18 protein-coding genes are annotated in these 18,359 nt (G+C 61.4%); 7 read left to right on the forward strand and 11 right to left on the reverse strand.

Annotated features, from left to right (window positions below; genetic code table 11):
- Positions 1-89 precede the first annotated feature (89 nt).
- From QZ498_RS01770 to gcvA, 3 genes are all read left to right on the forward strand, one after another.
- Positions 90-1,265 carry an acetyl-CoA C-acetyltransferase gene (locus QZ498_RS01770; protein ID WP_294619610.1) on the forward strand — a complete coding sequence of 392 codons (1,176 nt, stop codon included), beginning with the start codon at positions 90-92 and terminating at the stop codon, positions 1,263-1,265.
- A gap of 192 nt (positions 1,266-1,457) precedes the next feature.
- Positions 1,458-2,180 carry an acetoacetyl-CoA reductase gene (gene phbB / locus QZ498_RS01775; protein WP_294619612.1) on the forward strand — a complete coding sequence of 241 codons (723 nt, stop codon included), beginning with the start codon at positions 1,458-1,460 and terminating at the stop codon, positions 2,178-2,180.
- A 310-nt stretch (positions 2,181-2,490) separates the two neighbouring features.
- A complete protein-coding gene (gcvA, locus tag QZ498_RS01780) occupies positions 2,491-3,444 on the forward strand; it encodes a transcriptional regulator GcvA (RefSeq protein WP_294619613.1) in 954 nt (317 codons plus the stop codon).
- Here the strand turns inward: gcvA and QZ498_RS01785 are convergent.
- From QZ498_RS01785 to QZ498_RS01795, 3 genes are all read right to left on the reverse strand, one after another.
- Positions 3,441-3,611: a YdcH family protein gene (locus QZ498_RS01785; protein ID WP_294619614.1), complete on the reverse strand. Its 171-nt coding sequence runs from the start codon at positions 3,609-3,611 to the stop codon at positions 3,441-3,443. The genes gcvA and QZ498_RS01785 overlap by 4 nt on opposite strands.
- A gap of 113 nt (positions 3,612-3,724) precedes the next feature.
- Positions 3,725-4,495 (reverse strand): methyltransferase, encoded by a 771-nt coding sequence (locus tag QZ498_RS01790; RefSeq protein ID WP_294619615.1) that lies wholly within the window; start codon positions 4,493-4,495, stop codon positions 3,725-3,727.
- On the reverse strand, positions 4,488-4,703 hold the full coding sequence (locus tag QZ498_RS01795) for a DUF2007 domain-containing protein (protein ID WP_294619617.1): 216 nt from the start codon (positions 4,701-4,703) through the stop codon (positions 4,488-4,490). Before QZ498_RS01795 ends, QZ498_RS01790 begins: the two co-directional genes overlap by 8 nt.
- Positions 4,704-4,758: 55 nt before the next feature.
- Here QZ498_RS01795 and QZ498_RS01800 point away from each other — a divergent pair, with 55 nt between their 5' ends.
- Positions 4,759-5,760, forward strand: a complete 1,002-nt coding sequence (locus QZ498_RS01800) for a polyprenyl synthetase family protein (RefSeq protein WP_294619619.1) — start codon at positions 4,759-4,761, stop codon at positions 5,758-5,760.
- On the opposite strand, the gene QZ498_RS01805 is transcribed toward QZ498_RS01800, so the two are convergent.
- The 3 genes from QZ498_RS01805 to QZ498_RS01815 all read right to left on the reverse strand — a co-directional run bounded on the left by QZ498_RS01805 (position 5,757) and on the right by QZ498_RS01815 (position 10,060).
- The gene (locus QZ498_RS01805) at positions 5,757-6,596 is read right to left on the reverse strand and encodes a 4-(cytidine 5'-diphospho)-2-C-methyl-D-erythritol kinase (RefSeq protein ID WP_294619621.1); all 840 of its coding nucleotides are present in this window, start codon (positions 6,594-6,596) and stop codon (positions 5,757-5,759) included. The two genes, QZ498_RS01800 and QZ498_RS01805, sit on opposite strands and share 4 nt — an antisense overlap.
- Entirely contained in the window at positions 6,583-8,298 is a 1,716-nt protein-coding gene (locus QZ498_RS01810) for a tetratricopeptide repeat protein (protein ID WP_294619623.1), read from the reverse strand. The genes QZ498_RS01805 and QZ498_RS01810 overlap by 14 nt, the downstream gene beginning before the upstream one ends.
- A 112-nt stretch (positions 8,299-8,410) precedes the next feature.
- A complete protein-coding gene (locus QZ498_RS01815) occupies positions 8,411-10,060 on the reverse strand; it encodes an electron transfer flavoprotein-ubiquinone oxidoreductase (RefSeq protein WP_294619625.1) in 1,650 nt (549 codons plus the stop codon).
- Between the two features lie 268 nt (positions 10,061-10,328).
- On the opposite strand from QZ498_RS01815, the gene greA reads away from it, so the two are divergent.
- From greA to QZ498_RS01830, 3 genes are all read left to right on the forward strand, one after another.
- A complete protein-coding gene (gene greA, locus QZ498_RS01820) occupies positions 10,329-10,799 on the forward strand; it encodes a transcription elongation factor GreA (RefSeq protein ID WP_294619627.1) in 471 nt (156 codons plus the stop codon).
- 13 nt (positions 10,800-10,812) lie between these two features.
- Positions 10,813-11,826 carry a hypothetical protein gene (locus QZ498_RS01825; protein ID WP_294619629.1) on the forward strand — a complete coding sequence of 338 codons (1,014 nt, stop codon included), beginning with the start codon at positions 10,813-10,815 and terminating at the stop codon, positions 11,824-11,826.
- Positions 11,827-11,910: 84 nt separating this feature from the next.
- Complete coding sequence (locus tag QZ498_RS01830) at positions 11,911-12,366, forward strand: universal stress protein (RefSeq protein WP_294619631.1); 456 nt, start codon at positions 11,911-11,913, stop codon at positions 12,364-12,366.
- Positions 12,367-12,369: 3 nt separating this feature from the next.
- On the opposite strand, the gene QZ498_RS01835 is transcribed toward QZ498_RS01830, so the two are convergent.
- From QZ498_RS01835 to QZ498_RS01855, 5 genes are read right to left on the reverse strand one after another with little or no spacing between them, the layout of a single operon-like run.
- Complete coding sequence (locus tag QZ498_RS01835) at positions 12,370-13,860, reverse strand: class I adenylate-forming enzyme family protein (protein ID WP_294619633.1); 1,491 nt, start codon at positions 13,858-13,860, stop codon at positions 12,370-12,372.
- Complete coding sequence (locus tag QZ498_RS01840) at positions 13,857-15,260, reverse strand: aldehyde dehydrogenase family protein (RefSeq protein WP_294619634.1); 1,404 nt, start codon at positions 15,258-15,260, stop codon at positions 13,857-13,859. The genes QZ498_RS01835 and QZ498_RS01840 overlap by 4 nt, the downstream gene beginning before the upstream one ends.
- Positions 15,261-15,319: 59 nt before the next feature.
- A complete protein-coding gene (locus QZ498_RS01845) occupies positions 15,320-16,288 on the reverse strand; it encodes a tripartite tricarboxylate transporter substrate binding protein (protein ID WP_294619635.1) in 969 nt (322 codons plus the stop codon).
- 40 nt (positions 16,289-16,328) lie between these two features.
- The gene (locus QZ498_RS01850) at positions 16,329-16,793 is read right to left on the reverse strand and encodes a tripartite tricarboxylate transporter TctB family protein (RefSeq protein ID WP_294619636.1); all 465 of its coding nucleotides are present in this window, start codon (positions 16,791-16,793) and stop codon (positions 16,329-16,331) included.
- On the reverse strand, positions 16,790-18,319 hold the full coding sequence (locus QZ498_RS01855; protein WP_294619638.1) for a tripartite tricarboxylate transporter permease: 1,530 nt from the start codon (positions 18,317-18,319) through the stop codon (positions 16,790-16,792). Before QZ498_RS01855 ends, QZ498_RS01850 begins: the two co-directional genes overlap by 4 nt.
- Positions 18,320-18,359 lie beyond the last annotated feature (40 nt).

The raw sequence follows: 18,359 nt of genomic DNA on the forward strand, positions 1-18,359 counted from the left end.
TTAGGCCCGGGAACGGCGGGGAATACTGGGGCCCGCACTTGTTGTGACGTCCGGGCGTTCCTCGACCAAAATTCTGGTGGAGGACACACATGACCAACGTAGTAATCGCATCCGCAGCGCGTACCGCTGTCGGCTCTTTCGGCGGCTCTTTTGCAAACACACCGGCCCATGATCTGGGCGCGGCCATGCTCGAAGCCGTGGTTGAGCGCGCAGGCATCGACAAAGGCGAGGTTTCCGAAACCATCCTTGGTCAGGTTCTGACCGCCGCCCAAGGCCAAAACCCGGCACGGCAAGCCCATATCAACGCGGGCCTGCCGCAAGAATCCGCCGCCTGGAGCATCAACCAGGTTTGTGGCTCGGGCCTGCGCTCGGTCGCATTGGGCGCACAGCACATCCAACTGGGCGATGCCGATATCGTCGCCGCCGGCGGTCAGGAAAACATGACGCTCAGCCCCCACGCCGCACATCTGCGCGCGGGCCACAAGATGGGCGACATGAAGTATATCGACACGATGATCCGCGATGGCCTCTGGGATGCTTTCAACGGCTATCACATGGGCCAAACCGCTGAAAACGTTGCCGAAAAATGGCAGATTAGCCGCGATCAACAAGACGAATTCGCGCTGGCCTCGCAAAACAAGGCGGAAGCCGCGCAGAAGGCTGGCAAGTTCGACGATGAGGTGATCCCCTTCACCGTCAAAACCCGCAAGGGCGACATCGTGGTCGACAAGGATGAATACATCCGCCACGGCGCGGTCATCGAAGCCATGCAAAAAATGCGCCCGGCCTTCACCAAGGACGGCTCAGTCACCGCGGCCAACGCCTCGGGCCTGAACGACGGGGCCGCTGGTGTTCTGCTGATGAGTGCCGATAACGCCGAAAAGCGCGGCATCACCCCGCTGGCGCGCATCGCGTCCTACGCCACGGCCGGTCTGGACCCGTCGATCATGGGCGTCGGCCCGATCCACGCCAGCCGCAAAGCCTTGGAGAAAGCGGGCTGGTCGGTGGACGACCTGGACCTCGTGGAAGCCAATGAAGCCTTCGCCGCCCAAGCCTGTGCTGTGAACAAGGACATGGGCTGGAACCCGGACATCGTGAACGTCAACGGCGGTGCCATCGCCATCGGTCACCCCATCGGGGCCTCGGGTGCGCGTATCCTCAACACCCTGCTGTTTGAAATGCAGCGCCGCGACGCCAAGAAAGGCCTTGCCACGCTCTGCATCGGTGGCGGCATGGGCGTTGCCATGTGCATCGAGCGCCCGTAAGGCTCGGGTGTAGCTGAACCAACAAAAAGGGCACCCGATCAGGTGCCCTTTTTTCTTGTCCACCGCAGCATGAGGCCAAGACCGGCACAAAAACTTCTGCACTGCGGCAATTTGTGTGGGTAATAATGTTGCGCCCGCTACTTTAAAAGTTTAACAGAGTTACCAACGAAATACATCAATCGGAGGAATCCAATGGCTAGAACAGCACTCGTCACCGGTGGATCGCGCGGCATCGGCGCGGCCATTTCCAAGGCCCTGAAGGCCGAAGGCTACAATGTCGCCGCCACCTATGCCGGCAACAATGAGGCCGCCGCCCAGTTCACCGAGGAAACCGGCATCAAAACCTACAAATGGAATGTCGGCGACTACGAAGATTCGAAGGCCGGTATCGCCAAGGTCGAAGAGGAACTTGGCCCGATCGACGTGGTCGTCGCCAACGCGGGCATCACCCGCGATGCGCCCTTCCACAAGATGACCCCGGAACAGTGGCAGCAGGTGATCGACACCAACCTGACCGGCGTGTTCAACACCGTGCACCCGGTCTGGCCCGGCATGCGTGAGCGTGGCTTTGGCCGCATCATCGTTATCAGCTCGATCAACGGTCAGAAGGGCCAGTTCGCGCAGGTGAACTATGCCGCGACCAAGGCGGGCGATCTGGGTATCATCAAATCGCTGGCCCAAGAAGGTGCGGCCAAGGGCATCACCGCCAACGCGGTTTGCCCCGGCTACATCGCGACCGAGATGGTCATGGCCGTCCCGGAAAAAGTGCGCGAATCGATCATCGCACAAATCCCGGCTGGCCGTCTGGGTGAGCCGGAAGAAATCGCGCGCTGCGTGGCCTTCCTTGCCTCGGACGACGCGCAGTTCATCAATGGCTCGACCATTTCGGCGAACGGCGCACAGTTCTTCGTCTGATCTTTGCCTAAATACACAAAAAGGGCCGGTCATCGCGACCGGCCCTTTCGTTATTCCAGATGTCACTTGCAACGATCATCCGGAAGATTTCTGCCCCGTCAGCCGGGTCCAAATACGGCCAAGGGCCTCGCCACGGGCGGCATGGGCGGCGCGATAGGCATCGCGGGTACGGGTGTCACTGGCAACTTCGATCATCGGGCAATCCTTTCTGTTGGATGCAGTATTTCTTGACTGCACCCAATATGCACCCCACGATCAAAGCCCGCAAACGAGACTTTCTATCACTTCACTTAAATGATACTTAACTGAAATGCCGGACCGCCTCCCCCCTTTGACCGCCCTACGCGCCTTCGACGCCGCAGCAAGGCACATGTCTTTTCAACAGGCGGCGGCAGAGTTGAACGTGACCCCCGCCGCCCTGTCGTTCCAGATCAAATCATTGGAAGAGCATTTGGGCGCGTCGCTCTTTCGCCGCCTCAACCGCGCCGTGGAACTGACCGAAGCGGGCCGCGCCCTTGCCCCCGGCACCAAGGACGGCTTTGAAACGCTGACCGCAGCATGGCGCGCGGCACGGCGGGTGAATGATCATGCCTCGCTCACCGTCACCGCGGGCCCCGCCTTTACCGCCGCATGGTTGGCCCCACGGCTTTACAGTTTCGCCCAAGCCCACCCCGAGATCGAACTGCGGCTGAGCGCCGGGTTGGGCTTGGTGAACCTGGGTCGGGACGGTGTCGACGTGGCCATACGCTTTGGCTATGGCCCGGACCCCGATCTTTACGAGGAACGCTTTCTGGATGAATGGGTCACCCCGATGATGACCCCCGATTTGGCCAAACAGATGCCGGGCCCCGCCGATCTGGCCGGGGCGCAACTGCTGCATCAGGATGATATCCGGTTTCTCGACCCGCCCTGCGACTGGCCCGCGTGGTTTCAGGCGGCTGGCCTGCCCGCCCGCGATTGGACGGGGCAACGTTTTTCGCAAGCCGACCACGCGCTTGACGCCGCCCTGTCGGGGGCGGGCGTGATCCTTGGGCGGATATCGCTGGCCGCGCGATTGTTGAGCGAGGGACGGTTGGTTGCTCCCTACCGCCTTGGCCTGCGGACCGAGGCGCATTACCGGATTTTATGCGTAAAAGGCACCGAGACACGGCCCCATATTGCCGCGTTTCGTTCTTGGCTGCGCGATCAGACGGCCGTGGTCAGCGAACACGACCGTCATTTTGAGCTGATAAACGCGGGCGATGTGCCGCGCGTGGCCCGTTAGGCGCTTTCGCTCAGGCGTTCGATTTCTTCCTTGATACGAAGCTTTTGCTTCTTGAGGTCCGCGATTTCCAGATCGCTGGTGCCGGGGGCGCGCTGCGCCTCTTCCACCCGTTCCGAGAGATCCTGATGTTTCATTTTCAGTTGCTCGACATGCGAACTCAAGCTCATATGCGTATCTCCTCTCTGGATGGTGTGAACACCTCCAGTGCAGCACAGTTTTACAATTCTGTCACGCTGCAACCGCGAATTACGCAAAAAATTGCGAGTCCAATTTAAATCTTTTAGTCCGGGAACGGCAAAGGGGCCCCAAGCCTTAGAATGCAAGTTGTTGCCGCGTTGTAGTTTTCCCGGTCCCCCGGGTGGCTGTCCCCCTCATGCAGAACCCAGCCATCGTGCAGACGAAATGCCGCACGCCCGCCCTTGCGCCCGCGCAGCAAAACCAACCGTGCCGCGCGACCCTTGCGGGGAATCAGCGGCAGGACCTCAAGACTGCCCAAGTGCTTTGCCGCATGGCCTAGCATCTCGGGCAGGCGCTCGGCCCGCTGGATCAGCGTCACCGTGCCCTTGGGCGCACAGCGTTTTGCCGCCGCCGTGATCCAAGCCTCAAGCGGCGTTGCCTCACCGCGCGCCACCTCCCGGCCTGCATCGCTTACCTTCGTACTCGCGTTGCGGTCAAAATAGGGTGGATTGGCCAGAACATGGGCGAACTGGCGTTGCTTGAGGGCCTCTGGCATCTGCGCAAGGTCCCCCTCGACAACCTCAAGCGCCAAACCGTTCTCATTGGCATTACGCCGCGCCAATGCGGCATAGCCCGGCTGAACCTCAAGCCCGACTGCCTGCACCCCCGGCACCCGTTGCGCCACGCACAGCGCCGCAACACCGGCCCCACAGCCCAGATCAAACACGCTGTCGCCCTCACGCGCGGGCACGCTGGCGGCCAGCAAAACGGGGTCCACCCCCGCGCGATACCCTTGCTTGGGCTGCCAAAGGCGCAATTGCCCGCCCAGAAACTCATCTCGGCTGAGCGCATCATCGGGCCAATGTTCAGCCATCCACCTCGATCCCGTTATCCTCAAGCACCCGGCGCGCGCGGTCAAAATCGCGCTCCCCCACCATCAGACGACGCGGGAATATCCCGATCCCACCTTCAAGGACGCTCATATTTACGTCCATTTCAAAGCAGTCTATACCCTCGCCCTGAAGCAGCGCTTGGGCGAACGGGATCAATGTCGGATCGGTGGTGCGAAAAAGCTGTTTCATGGGGATGACATAAGGGCACCGCGCGGGATTTGTCGACCGGTGTGACGGGAGTGTGATGGTATTGGACCACGCTGCAACAAAACCGCATGAGGAACTGGCCGCACATCTGAGCGACAAGATGGAGGCGGTGAACACCCTGATCCGCACGCGCATGGCCTCGCGCCACGCTCCCCGTATCCCCGAGGTCACGGCCCATCTGGTCGAGGCGGGCGGCAAGCGCCTGCGCCCGATGCTGACGCTGGCGGCCTCCAATCTTTGCGCCTATGACGGCGAATTTGACGTGCATCTGGCGGCAACGGTGGAGTTCATCCATACCGCCACCCTGCTGCACGATGACGTGGTCGATGAAAGCGAACAGCGTCGCGGTCGGCCCACGGCGAACTTGCTGTGGGACAATAAATCAAGCGTTCTGGTGGGCGATTACCTTTTTGCCCGCGCCTTCCAGTTGATGGTCGAACCCGGCAACCTGCGGGTGCTGGATATCCTGTCAAACGCCGCCGCCGTGATTGCCGAAGGCGAGGTTCTGCAACTCAGCGCCGCGCAGGATTTGAACACCGGCGAAGACACCTACCTGCAAATCGTGCGCGGCAAGACCGCCGCCCTCTTTTCGGCGGCCACCGAAACCGGCGGCGTCCTCTCGGGCGCGCCCGAAGATCAGGTGCGCGCGCTGTTCGACTACGGCGATGCGCTTGGCATTGCTTTCCAGATCGTTGATGATCTGCTGGATTACCAAGGCGACAGTGCGGCCACCGGCAAGAACGTCGGTGACGATTTCCGTGAACGCAAGCTGACCCTGCCGGTGATCAAGGCCGTGGCCATGGCCGACACCGAAGAGCGCGCCTTCTGGACCCGCACGATCGAGAAGGGCAAGCAGGAAGACGGCGACCTGGATCACGCCCTTTCCCTTCTGAACAAGCACGGCACCCTTGAGGCCACGCGTCAGGACGCCCTGATGTGGGCCGGAAAGGCGAAAACTGCCATGCAGGCTCTGCCCGATCATCCGGTACGCCGCATGTTGATTGATCTGGCCGATTACGTGGTCGCGCGGGTCAATTAAGGCTCTGAGGCATTGAGGCGCACTGCCTCGACCCACCAGCTTGGGTGTTGTTCCCGCAAACGCCCGGCCGCCGAGGCCGCCGTTTCCGCATCGGAATAAAGGCCAAAGCACGTCCCCCCCGATCCCGACATGCGCGTCAAATGGCACCCCGGCGTGACCGACAGCACATCGAAAACCTGCTGAATGACCGGCTCGGCCTGCATCGCAGGGGCCTCAAGATCATTGCGCATGGTGGCAAGCCATTCCACCAAGGCACCCGCGTCATCGAACTTGGGCAGTTCTTCCGGCATTGCGGGGTTGTCGGCCCGCTCCAACCCGGCAAAAACCTCTCTTGTCATCACCGGCAGCTTCGGGTTCACCAAAACCGCGTGCAACTCCGGCAGACCCGCCACCGGTGTGATCGCCTCGCCCACACCGCGCATCCGGGCCGCGCGCCCGTGCAGGCAAACGGGAATATCCGCCCCCAAGCCAAGAAGACCCTCAGGAAGCGGTTTGCCGGACATCTCGGAAAGGGCCTTGAGCGTCGCCGCCGCATCACTCGATCCACCGCCGAGGCCGGCGGCATTGGGCAGATGCTTTTCCAGATGGATATCGGCGGAAAGCCCCATCAACCTGGCCGCCTTGACCACAAGGTTACTGGCATCCGCCGGAACTCCCGCCGCCATAGGACCATCCACCGTCAGCATGGTCGTTTCGCTTTCACGTAGCCTCAGGCGGTCGCCGATATCGGCAAAGACAACCAAGGAATCCAATTCGTGATAGCCATCCTCACGGCGCCCTGTCACATGTAGGGTCAGGTTGATCTTCGCCGGAGCAAACCCCTCACTCGCCGTCATCGGCCACCTTCAGGGGCGGAGCGCCCTCTTCTTCAAGCACTTGGTCCAGCCCGACCTCAAGCTTGCGGCGAATACGGTCGGGGTCGATGTCCTGCAAAGGGGTATCATCATCAATGAAAGACAGCGCGCGCTTCCATTGGAACCGCGCCTCGGTCTCGCGCCCCACGGCCCAGAGCACATCCCCCAGATGGTCGTTCACCACAGGGTCCACGGGCATAAGCTCGGCGGCGCGTTCCATGTGGCCGATGGCCTCGTCATAGCGGCCTAGCCGGTAAAGAACCCAGCCAAGGCTATCGACGATATAGCCGCTGTTGGGCTGCGCCTCGACGGCGCGTTCGATCATATCAAGAGCTTCATCCAGCTTGATCTGCTTTTCCACCAGCGAGTAACCGAGATAGTTCAAAACCTGCGGCTGCTCGGGGTTCAGTTCAAGCGCACGGCGGAAATCGGCCTCGGCCTTGTCCCAGATGCCTTGCCGCTCATAGCTGATGGCACGGGCGTAATGCACGAACCACTGATCGGCCTCGCGTTCCTCGTAAAGCGCGATAGCCTTGTCATAGGCGCTGGCCGCATCGTCGAATTGCTCCAACTGCCGGAACAAATCACCGGCCGAGACATGCACCGTGGGCTGATCGGGATGGGTTTGCGCCAACTGCTCCAACACCTCGATGGCCGCGTCGGTCTTTTCCGCTCGGCGCAGGGTATCGGCCCGGCCAAGTTCCGCGGCGAGGAACGAAGGATGCTCGCGCGGGACGCGCTTGTAGGCCTCGGTCGCCAATTCATAGCGCTCCAGCGATTCCAGCAATTGCGCCGACATGATAACCGCGTCGATGTGGTCGGGGCTAAGGTGTTCGGCCACCCGTGAATACAGCAGGGTATAATCCTCGCCCGTGTCGCTCATCAAGGCGCGCCCCAGTGAGAAAAAAACCTCGGCCACGCCATCGGATGCCCCGCTTATCATGCTGAAGGGCACTTTGTCGCCCGCCGCCAGACGGTCGCGCAACACCTGAATCTCGGGGTCCAGATCGGTGCCGAATGTATCGTCGATCTGCGCCACCGCGTCCTCGTTGCGGTCCAGTTGGCTCAGCACTTCAGCCCAGGCCAGGGTGCCACGGCGTGTCCGCTGCATCGGGCCGTCGCTGTCACCGGCGAAAATCTGGTCTGCGCTTTCAAAATCCCCGACCGAGGCCAGCGCCAGCGCCTTGTGATAGATCGCGAAACCACGCATACCGCGTTCACCGGCAACGCTGTCGAACAATTCCAGGGCTTTGCTCATGTCGCCTTGGCCCAGATGTGCCCAGGCCGCGATCAGCCCATCGGCCAGTTGCCCCACGCCATTGCCCGCCTCAAGCCGCGCCAGCAGGCCATCGTAATCCTCTTGCAGCACATCTTCGGCGACAAGGACCATATGCGCCACCTGGCTGCGCAGCTCATCGGATTCGATCTTGCGGGCAATCGGCAAGGCGCGGTCAAAATTGCCCAAGGCCACATGCGCGACAACAGCGTTTTCCATGATGACCGGGTTCGACTGGTCCTGGGTCAAGGCACGGGTGAAATACTCCGCCGCGGCGGTGAAATCATGGTCATACCGCGCCTGACGCGCGGCCAGATAGGCGCCCGATGCCTCCTCGGCCATGGCCGGGGGCGGCGCAGCCTGCAAAACGGTTGCGATGGCGATTGCGGATAGGGTTCGGAATGTCACGCTGGCCTGCCTTGATCTGCCCGGAGTTCGCCGGAAATCTAGTACGCCCAACCGCCCAAAGCAATGCGGGGCGGCCCGAAGACCGCCCCGCAGGCAGAAAATCACGCTGTGTTTACATATTCGGATAGTTCGGCCCGTCCCCGCCCTGCGGCGTGACCCAGTTGATATTCTGGCTGGGGTCCTTGATGTCGCAGGTCTTGCAATGCACGCAGTTCTGGAAGTTGATGACGAACTTCGGCTCCTTGCCTTCTTCGCGCACCACCTCGTAAACCCCCGCCGGGCAATAGCGTTGCGCCGGTTCATCGTATTTGGGAAGGTTGACGTTGATCGGCACGCTGTCGTCTTTCAGGGTCAGGTGCGCGGGCTGGCTTTCCTCGTGGTTGGTCATCGAAAAGCTGACATTGGTCAACCGGTCGAAGCTCAGCTTGCCATCCGGCTTGGGATAGCTGATTTCCTTGTGCTTATCGGCAGGTTCCGTCGCCTCGGCATCCGATTTGCCATGGCCCATGGTCCCGAACAGCGAGAAGCTAAGCGTGTTGGTCCACATATCAAAACCGCCCAGGGCAAGCGAGGCTGTCAGGCCCCACTTCGACCACATCGGTTTGACGTTGCGCACCTTCTTGAGGTCTTTGCCAATGGCGCCGGTCCGCACCTCGTCTTCATAGGCCGACAATTCATCGGTCGCGCGACCCGCCTCGATCGCCTCATGCGCGGCCTCGGCGGCGGCTTTCCCCGACAGCATGGCGTTATGGTTGCCCTTGATGCGCGGCACGTTGACCATGCCAACCGAACAGCCCAGCATCGCCACACCCGGTGCCACCATCTTCGGCATCGACTGATAACCGCCCTCGGAAATCGCCCGCGCCCCATAGGCCACGCGCTTGCCGCCTTTCAAAAGCTCCGCCACCATCGGATGATGCTTGAAACGCTGGAACTCCATGTAGGGGTAAAGGTGCGGGTTGCGGTAGTTCAGGTGCACCACGAAGCCGACGTAAACCTGATTGTTATCAAGGTGGTAGATGAAAGAGCCGCCCCCGGCATTGCCATTGAGCGGCCAGCCCATGGTGTGGGTCACGCTGCCCTCGCGGTGCTTGTCGGGGTCGATCTCCCAGATTTCCTTCATGCCAAGGCCGAATTTCTGCGGCTCTTTCCCGGCGCTCAGGTCGTATTTGTTGATCACTTCCTTGGCGAGACTGCCGCGCACGCCTTCGGACAAGAAGACATACTTGCCATGCAACTCCATCCCCGGCTCATAGGCAGGGCCGGGCGTTCCATCCGGGTTCTTGCCGAATTCACCGGCCACGACACCTTTCACGTTGCCGTTCTCGTCATAAACCATTTCCGAACAGGCCATGCCGGGGAAAATTTCCACGCCCAGTTCCTCGGCCTGTTCCGCCATCCAACGGCAGACGTTGCCCATCGACACGATGTAATTGCCGTGGTTGTTCATCAGCGGCGGCATCGGGAAGTTGGGAATGCGCATTTGCCCGCCTTCACCCAGCATATAGAAATTGTCGTCCTTGACCGGCACGTTCAGGGGCGCGCCCTTTTCCTTCCAGTCCGGAATCAGCGCATCCAGCCCAGAAGGATCAAGAACCGCCCCCGACAGGATATGCGCCCCAACTTCCGAGCCTTTTTCAAGAACCACCACTTCACGCGAAGGGTCCAACTGTTTCAAACGGATCGCAGCCGAAAGGCCCGCAGGCCCCGCCCCGACGATCACAACATCGTATTCCATCGCTTCGCGCGTCACATCGGACATGGTTTGCATCCTTTTCTCAGGGCAGTTCGTTCATGTAACAAAGTTGCGCACGTGGTTAGCGCGCCGCCCGGTTGAAGGTCAATTGAAACACGACGTTAAATAAGGCTGAAAACGGCAAAATGCACGGGATCGCGACACCATTGCACAGTCAGGTGCCATGGCCTATTGCAAAGTCCGGTACGCTCAGGGCAATCTGGCGCGACCAAGCCGACAGACCTGCCGGGGGCGGCCCGAGGCCCGCGCCCCGCAACAATAGTGGATAGTGACGATGGAAAAGATCCCAATGACCCGCAAGGGCTTTGCCGCCCTTGAGGCCGAGTTGAAGCACCTGAAGTCCGAAGAACGCCCCGCCATCATCCGCGCCATCTCCGAGGCGCGCGAGCATGGCGACCTGTCGGAAAACGCCGAATACCACTCGGCCAAGGAAAAGCAGAGCTTCATCGAGGGCCGCATCAAGGAACTCGAAGGCGTCATCAGCCTTGCCGAGGTGATCGACCCTGCCAAACTATCGGGCCCGATCAAGTTCGGCGCCACCGTCACGCTGGTCGATGAGGACACCGACGAGGAAAAAACCTATCAGATCGTCGGCGAATACGAGGCCAGCATCGAAAACGGCCTTCTGAACATCAAATCGCCCATCGCCCGCGCCCTGATCGGCAAGGAAGAGGGCGACAGCGTCGAAGTCCGCACCCCCGGTGGTGAAAAATCCTACGAAGTGCTAGACATCGCCTATATCTGACAGGCTATCCCGAATGTCGCAAAATCAGGGCCAAGATCGTGCCGCCAAGGGTTTCGAGGGCAAAGCAGCCTCCGCAGGCGTCACCACGATCGAAGTGATCGCACTCATCCTGACGGCCTTCTGGCTGTTGGGCACTGCCGTATTTTTCCTCACGATGGACGCGGATGGTGGCGACGGCGGCAGCGCCCTGCGCTTCGTGATGATCCTGCTGGCGATTTTCATGCCCGTCGCGATGATCTGGGTGGCGGTCACCGCCGCCCGCGCCAGCCGCGTGATGCGCGAAGAAAGCCAGCGCTTGCAAACCGCGATTGACGCCATTCGCAAGGCCTATGTCAGTCAGAACAAGGCACAGTCCGAGTTGAGCGACCCCTCGGTGGCCAAGAAACTCGAAGAAATCGCCGCCGCACAGCGCAAGACCGAAACCGCGCTGGCCACCTTCTCGACCATCCGCACGGCCGCGCCCGCGCCGCGGCCCGCAGCGGCAGAGCCCGCGCCTCAGGCTGGCGACGACCAAGTCGCCCTGCCGCTCGGCACCACCGCCGAGGATATGCAGCCGCCGCTGGACAGCGCCGATTTCATCCGCGCGCTGAACTTCCCGGAAAACGCCAATGACCGCGAAGGCTTCGCCGCCCTGCGCAAGGCGCTAAAGGATCGCCCCACGGCGCAACTGATTCAGGCCGCGCAGGACATCCTGACCCTGATGTCCCACGATGGCATCTACATGGATGATCTGCGCCCCGACATGGCCCGCCCGGAAATCTGGCGCCGCTTCGCCGAGGGCGAACGCGGCCGCACCATTGCCGCGCTTGGCGGTATCCGCGACCGGTCTTCACTGGCGCTGACCGCCGCGCGCATGAAGCAGGACACGATCTTCCGCGATGCCGCGCACCATTTCCTGCGGCTGTTCGACAAGATGTTCACCCAATTTGCCGAAACCGCGTCCGATGCGGAAATCTCGGACCTCTCCGACACCCGTACCGCCCGCGCCTTCATGCTGCTGGGCCGGGTTGCAGGCACCTTCGACTGATCGGCCCCGGCGGGCTATGCCCGTTGGAGTGTATTGCGTGCTCTGCCGTTTGCCCCCATGATGCCCCCGAGGGAGAAAAAGATCATGCGCAAGTTTATGGTCGTGCTGGATGACAGCCGCGAATGTCTCAACGCCATGCGGTTCGCCGCGATGCGCGCCGCGCACACGCAGGCCGGCGTCGAAATCCTCGCGGTGATTCCCCCCGAGGAATTCAATCACTGGATCGGCGTTGGCGACATCATGCGCGAAGAAGCGCGTGAACGCATCCATGCCCATTTCGAAGTCTTCGCCAAATGGATGCGCGACAAGCAGGGCGTCGACCCCGAACTTGTCATCCGAGAAGGCGAACCTGTGAACGAGATCATCGCACAGGTGCAGGACGACCCCGAAGTCGGGGTTCTGGTTCTCGGCGCAGGCACCGGCAAGAAAGGCCCCGGCCCGCTGGTCACTCAGCTTACAAAGAACTCGGGCACCCTGCCGATCCCAATCACCATTGTGCCGGGCGATCTGTCCAAGGAGCGGCTGGAAGCGATCACCTGACGCTCAGACAGGTGGTAGGATATCGGCCAATTTCAATCTTTGGATCTTACCCGATGGCCCCTTGGGCAATTCGGCCATGAAATGCACCCTATCGGGCGATTTGAACGGCCCCAGCCTGTCGCGGCAAATCTCGATCAATTGCGCTGGCTCAAGCTGTGAGCCATCACAAACCCGCACCGCCGCCTCAACCGTTTCACCATAGCGCGTGCAGGCCCGCGCAAAGGCCGCCGCCTCCACCACATCGGGGTGGGTATAAAGCGCCTCATCCACCTCGCGCGGGGCAATGTTTTCCCCGCCCTTGATGATCAACTCCTTCAAGCGCCCGGTCACGAAAACATAGCCATCGCCATCCATCCGCGCCAAATCCCCGGTGCGCAGCCACCCATCGCGGAATGTCCCCTCGGTCGCCTCTGCGTTCTTGAGGTACTCCAGCATCACGTTTGGCCCGCGCACCACGATCTCGCCTTCCTCGCCGCGCGGCACCTCGCGCCCCTCACCATCCTGAATCTGCACCTCGCAGCCATAGGCAACACCGGGCGATCCGATCTTGCGTGGCTCGGGCGGCAGTGGGTTCGACAGGATTTGCGCCGCGGTTTCGGTCAATCCCATGGTCTCGATAATCGGCACGCCAAACCGCGCCTCAAACGCCTGCTGCGTTTCCACCGCAAGGGCCGAGGAGGCCGAGCGCCCAAAGCGCAACCGCGCGCGACAGGCCTCATCCGGCTCCCCCTTGCCATGCAACAGATGCGAAATGATCGTCGGCACCACCGAGAACCAAGTGACCTCAGCCTGCTCCGCCTGCGCCCAGAATTGCGAGGCCGAAAACCGCCCCGTCATGGCCAGCGATCCACCCGACACAAGGCTGCCCATTACCGTCACGCAAAGCCCGTTGATGTGGTAAATCGGCAAGACACAAAACCCCCGGTCCTGCGGGCCCAACCGATGCGCCACGGCGGTGGTCCAACCGCCCGCCAAAAGGCCGGCATGGCTATGCACCACCCCCTTGGGCCGCCCCGTGGTCCCCGAGGTATACATCAGCAGCGCGTGATCACTGGGCACAACGTCATGCAACAAGGCATCACTTTGCCCCTCCAGCGCAATCGCCTCGATTCTCGCACCTGCCGCTCCAAACAGATCAAGGCACTCAGGGTGCACATAGGCAAACCGCGCCTCGGAATGGTCCAAGGCATAGGCAATCGCATCGCGCCCGGCGGCCAGATTGATCATCACCGCCCGGAACCCGCCATAGGTGGCTCCGTAAAAGGCACAAAGCGCCTCGCGGCTGTTGGGCGCGATGATGGCGACGCTTTCGCCATTGGCAACACCACGCGCGGTCAGCGACCGGGCAAATCCCATCGCGCCCTCACGCAACGCGGCCCAAGTCAGCTCCTCCCCGGTTTCGGGGAAGACAACCGCCACGCCCCCGGCCTCGGCCCGCTGATCCAGCCAATCGCGCAGGGTGCCTTCAGGCGGGGTCGTCCGATCCAGCCTCATTTTCCGGCCTCGTCCCAGTAGCCTGCAAAAATATCCTCAAGGCTCGGCTCACGCGGCGGGGTTTCCCGCACGATCTTGGTGGATTGCAGGAAATGCCGCCAATGCAGGTTTTCATGCGTGGCATTGCCGCCCCACGATCCGCACCCCATGGACAACGAAAAGGGCATCCCGTTGGTGAACGACCCACCCGTGGCAAAGGTATGCGCCTGATTGACGATCACCCGGCTGGTCGGGATCGCACGGGCCAGCACCATGGGCCGGTCGGCATCGCTGCTATGCAGCCCCACGGAATGGCCCGCCCCCTGATGCAACTGAATGGCGCGGGTGGTCTCGATGGCCGCTGCGAAATCCGAGGCCCGGTAAAGCGCCAGAACCCGGCTGAGCTTTTCACTGCTCAAAGGATGATCCGGGCCAATCCCCGTGGTCGGCACGGCGATATACTGCGTCCCCTCCGGCACTTGGCCTTCCAGCCCCAGGGCCGCAATCATCTTGTCGGCATCTTGGGCAATCACCTCGCGGTTCAAATGCCCATCGGGCCACATCGCCGCCACCACGGCGGCCTCGTCGTCCACCACGGCCCCACCGGCACCCGCCATGGCCTCGATAAAGGCGTCATAAACCGCATCCACCACCACAACCGCGTTCTCCGAGGAACAGGAGGTGGCGTTGTCGAAACACTTCGAGGCGCGGATTTTCTCCGCCGCCGCCGCCAGATCGGCACTCTCATCGACAATCACCGTCACATTGCCCGCCCCCACGGCCACCGCCGGGGTGCCAGCGGTCTGGGCGCGATGCACGTTGTTCTGACTGCCGGTGCAGATGATCTTGTCGCAGCCCTCCATCAGGGCTTGGGTCTTTTCCTTCGATCCCGGCGCCGGAACCATCTGTACCAAATCCGGGTCTTCGCCGATCTTGGCAAATTCCGCATGGATATAGCCCAGCAACACCTCGCAACTGGCCACCCCCTTGGGCGAGGGGGCCACAACAATGGAATTGCCGCATTTCAAAGCATTGATAATGTTATTGGCCGGGGTCGCCGCCGGGTTGGTCGACGGCACAATCGCCCCCACCACCCCCATGGGCCGGGCAATCTCGGTAATCCCTGTCTCCGGGTCGTCCGAGATCACCCCATAAGTCACCGCATCCTTAATGTCCCGCATCAGGCCCAGCGTCTTGCGATGGTTCTTGGTGATCTTGTCATCCACATTGCCCAGCCCGGTGGTCTTGACCGCCAGTTCGGCCAAGGCCCGGTTGCGCGAAGGCTCCATGATGGCCCATGCCACCGCCTGCGCCGCCCGGTCATAGCGCGCCTGACTGCCGTCCGCCTCATACCGGGCCTGCGCGGCACGGGAGCGGGCAATCACGTCTTCCAGTTGGGCAAGGGGGCTTGGCGCGTTCATCTCTTGATCTCACTCGTTTGGGGATCGGGGCGCGCAATCACGCGCCCCGACAGGTTGGATTACAGGCCCGAAAGAAGCTCTTGCAGGGTTTCTTCCCGCGCGGCCCACATCTCAAGCACCTCGTCGCGGGTCATGATGTGCATCGGGCTACCACCCGCCTTCATCTTCTTCGCGACACGGCCATTCTTGAACATCTCCGGCACGGTGGCCGCCAGCTTGTCGATGATCGGCTGCGGCGTTCCCTTGGGCACCATCACACCCCGGAAGTTGACCGAGGAATTATCGATATCAAAGCCCTGCTCGGCCATGGTCGGCACATCGGGAAGGAAGTCATTGCGCTCAAGATCAAAGACCCCAAGGATCTTGACGTTGCCCGCTTCGCGCGCCCGGAAGGCATCCGACAGGTTGTTCACCCCGCCCAGCACTTCACCGGCGATCACGGCCTTCATGGCCCCGGCCCCGCCCTTGTTGTTGGGGATATAGGCCAGCTTCACACCCGCCGCTTTTTCAAGCTGAAGCGCGGCGATGTGGTGCCCCACGAAAAGCCCCGCGCCCGAGAAGGTCAGTTGGCCGGGGTTCTCCTTGGCATAGTTCACCACGTCTTCCATCGAATTGAACGGGCTGTCGGCGGCCACAACGAAGACCGCCGGGTCCGCGCCCCAGTTGGCAATCGGCTCAAAGCTGTCGGCGCTATAGCTCACCCCGCCTTCGATCGATTGGGCGATGAAATGCGGAATGTTGTAAGCGCCCAGCGTGTAGCCATCGGCCTCGGCTTGCGTTGCAAACCAGTTCCAGCCAACGCGCCCACCGGCCCCCGGCTTGTTGATAATGGCAATCGGCATGCCCAGCGCATCCTCGTTGCCCGCCGTCATGGTCACGATCCGGGCCTGAAAATCGGTGGCCCCACCGGCCCCATAGCTGACCATCATCATCAAGGGCCGCTCAGGATAGTTTCCGTGGTCATCCGCCGATGCGGCCCCGGTCAGTGACAAAAGCGCCATAGACGCCGCAGCAATCAGTTTTCTCATTGGTAGTCCTCCCATGGGTTGGCTCTGCCGCTGTTACGGTTCAGAAGAAAATCTCTCGCGGTGTGTACACCTTGAGCAACATCGCAAAGAGACCATACATAACCGCCAAGAACCCGGCGGTGATCAAAACGCGCTTGATCCATGTCCGCAGCTTGTTGTGCGGGGCCGGATCGTAAAGCGTCAGAAGAATGAAAAAGGCGATCGTCGTGGCGGTGTAGAAGCCAAGCCCCTTGGCCGCCCAAAAGATATAGATCAGCGCCACGACAAGCCCCGGCGCGATATTGATCATCTGCGTCCGGTTCAATCCGTTGCCCACCTTGGTTTTGCCGATCAAAGCCTTGCCAAAGGTCCAGAGCGCCAGCACCACGAAAACCGTGGAAATCAGCCGCGGGAACAGGAAGGCCTGTGCGGGTTGCGCGGTATAGCTGATATAGGCCACAGCGACGCCCACTGCGGCGACAATCCCGCTGGCCACCACGTGTTGGGTTTGCCACATCGCGCTCATGACAGGGCCTCCTCTTTGGCCACGGCTTCGTCCTTGGTGGTGTAGCGACGGTGGCGCAGTTCCATCCAAACCGAATAAACGATCGAAGCCACGACAATCCCGATCAGCGTCAGGTTCAGCGGCCCGGTCAGGAAATATGTCCCAAGGTTCGAGGTCGCATTGGCGATCATCGACCCTTGCACGAAATTCGCCTCGGCAATCGGCCCAAGGATCAGGCCCAGAACCAAGGGCGCGGCGGAAAACCCGAACCGCTCCAGGAAATACATCCCCGTGCCAAGGGCCGCCATGACATAGACATCGCCCATGGAATGCTGCACCGAATAGCTGCCGAACACCGCCAACCCCAGTACAACAGCGGCCATCACCGCATTGGGCACCTGCGCCACACGTGCGGCAAGCCCGGCCACATAGAGGCCGAAAATGCACATCATGATCTGCCCGATCAGCATCGAATTGATGAAGGTCCAGGCCACCTGCGGGTGATTGTCGAAAAGGTCACTTCCCGGGAAAATCCCATGGATCAGCAACCCACCCAACAGCACCGCTGCCGTGGGCGAGCCAGGGATAGACAGCGTCAGAAGCGGCACAAGGCTGGGGCCCACCATGGCGTTATTGGCGCTCTCGGCGGCAATGATGCCTTCGCTATGGCCGGTGCCGAACTTTGCGCGCTCCGAACTCACCTTCTTGGACTGGTCATAGGCCACCAGCCCGGCAATCTGCCCACCCACACCGGGGATCAACCCGATGAAAGACCCCACGGCTGTCCCGATCGACAAGGCCCGCGTACGCCGCGCCACCTCGGAAATCGCCTTGCGAATGGGGTGACGCTCAACACTCAAAACCTCGGCTTCCGACGGCTTACGCCCATTGGCGAACATCGTGATTACCTGCGGTATGGCGAAAAGGCCGATCAGCGCCGGAATGATGTTTATCCCACCCGCCACGGCATCATGAAAAATAAACCGCTGCGCGCCCATGATGTCATCGAAACCGATGGTCGCCAGCCAAAGCCCGATACAGCCCGATAAAAGCCCTTTGACCACCGAACTGGAATCCAGCGACCCGATCACCGTGACCCCCAGAATGGCCAGCCAAAACAGGTGCGACGGCCCAAAGGCCAAAGCCCATTGCGCCAAAACCGGTGTCAGGAAAATCAACAGCATGACGCCGAAAACCCCGCCGACAAGCGAGGCCAGGAACGACAGTTGCAGCGCTTTGGCGCCCTGCCCGTTGCGCGCCATGGTGTGGCCATCCAGCGTGGTGGCGATATTGGCCGGCGCGCCGGGTATCTTGAGCAAGATCGCACTCACCGCGCCCCCCGCCACGGTCGAGGTATAGGCCGCCCCCAACAGGATCAGGCCCTGCGTCGCATCCAATTTGAACGTGAACGGGATCAAAAGCGCCACCGCCATGGTTGGCGACAATCCCGGCGTCGCCCCCAAGATCAACCCGCCAATCGTGCCGATCAACAACAAGGCAAAGTTGATAGGGGTGAACACGTCTCCCATGTAGCCAATGAATTCCACTTGGGCGGCCTCCCTTTCCTCCCAGTTGACTTTTAACGGT

This window comes from uncultured Roseovarius sp. (genome assembly GCF_913057115.1).
Lineage (GTDB): Bacteria > Pseudomonadota > Alphaproteobacteria > Rhodobacterales > Rhodobacteraceae > Roseovarius.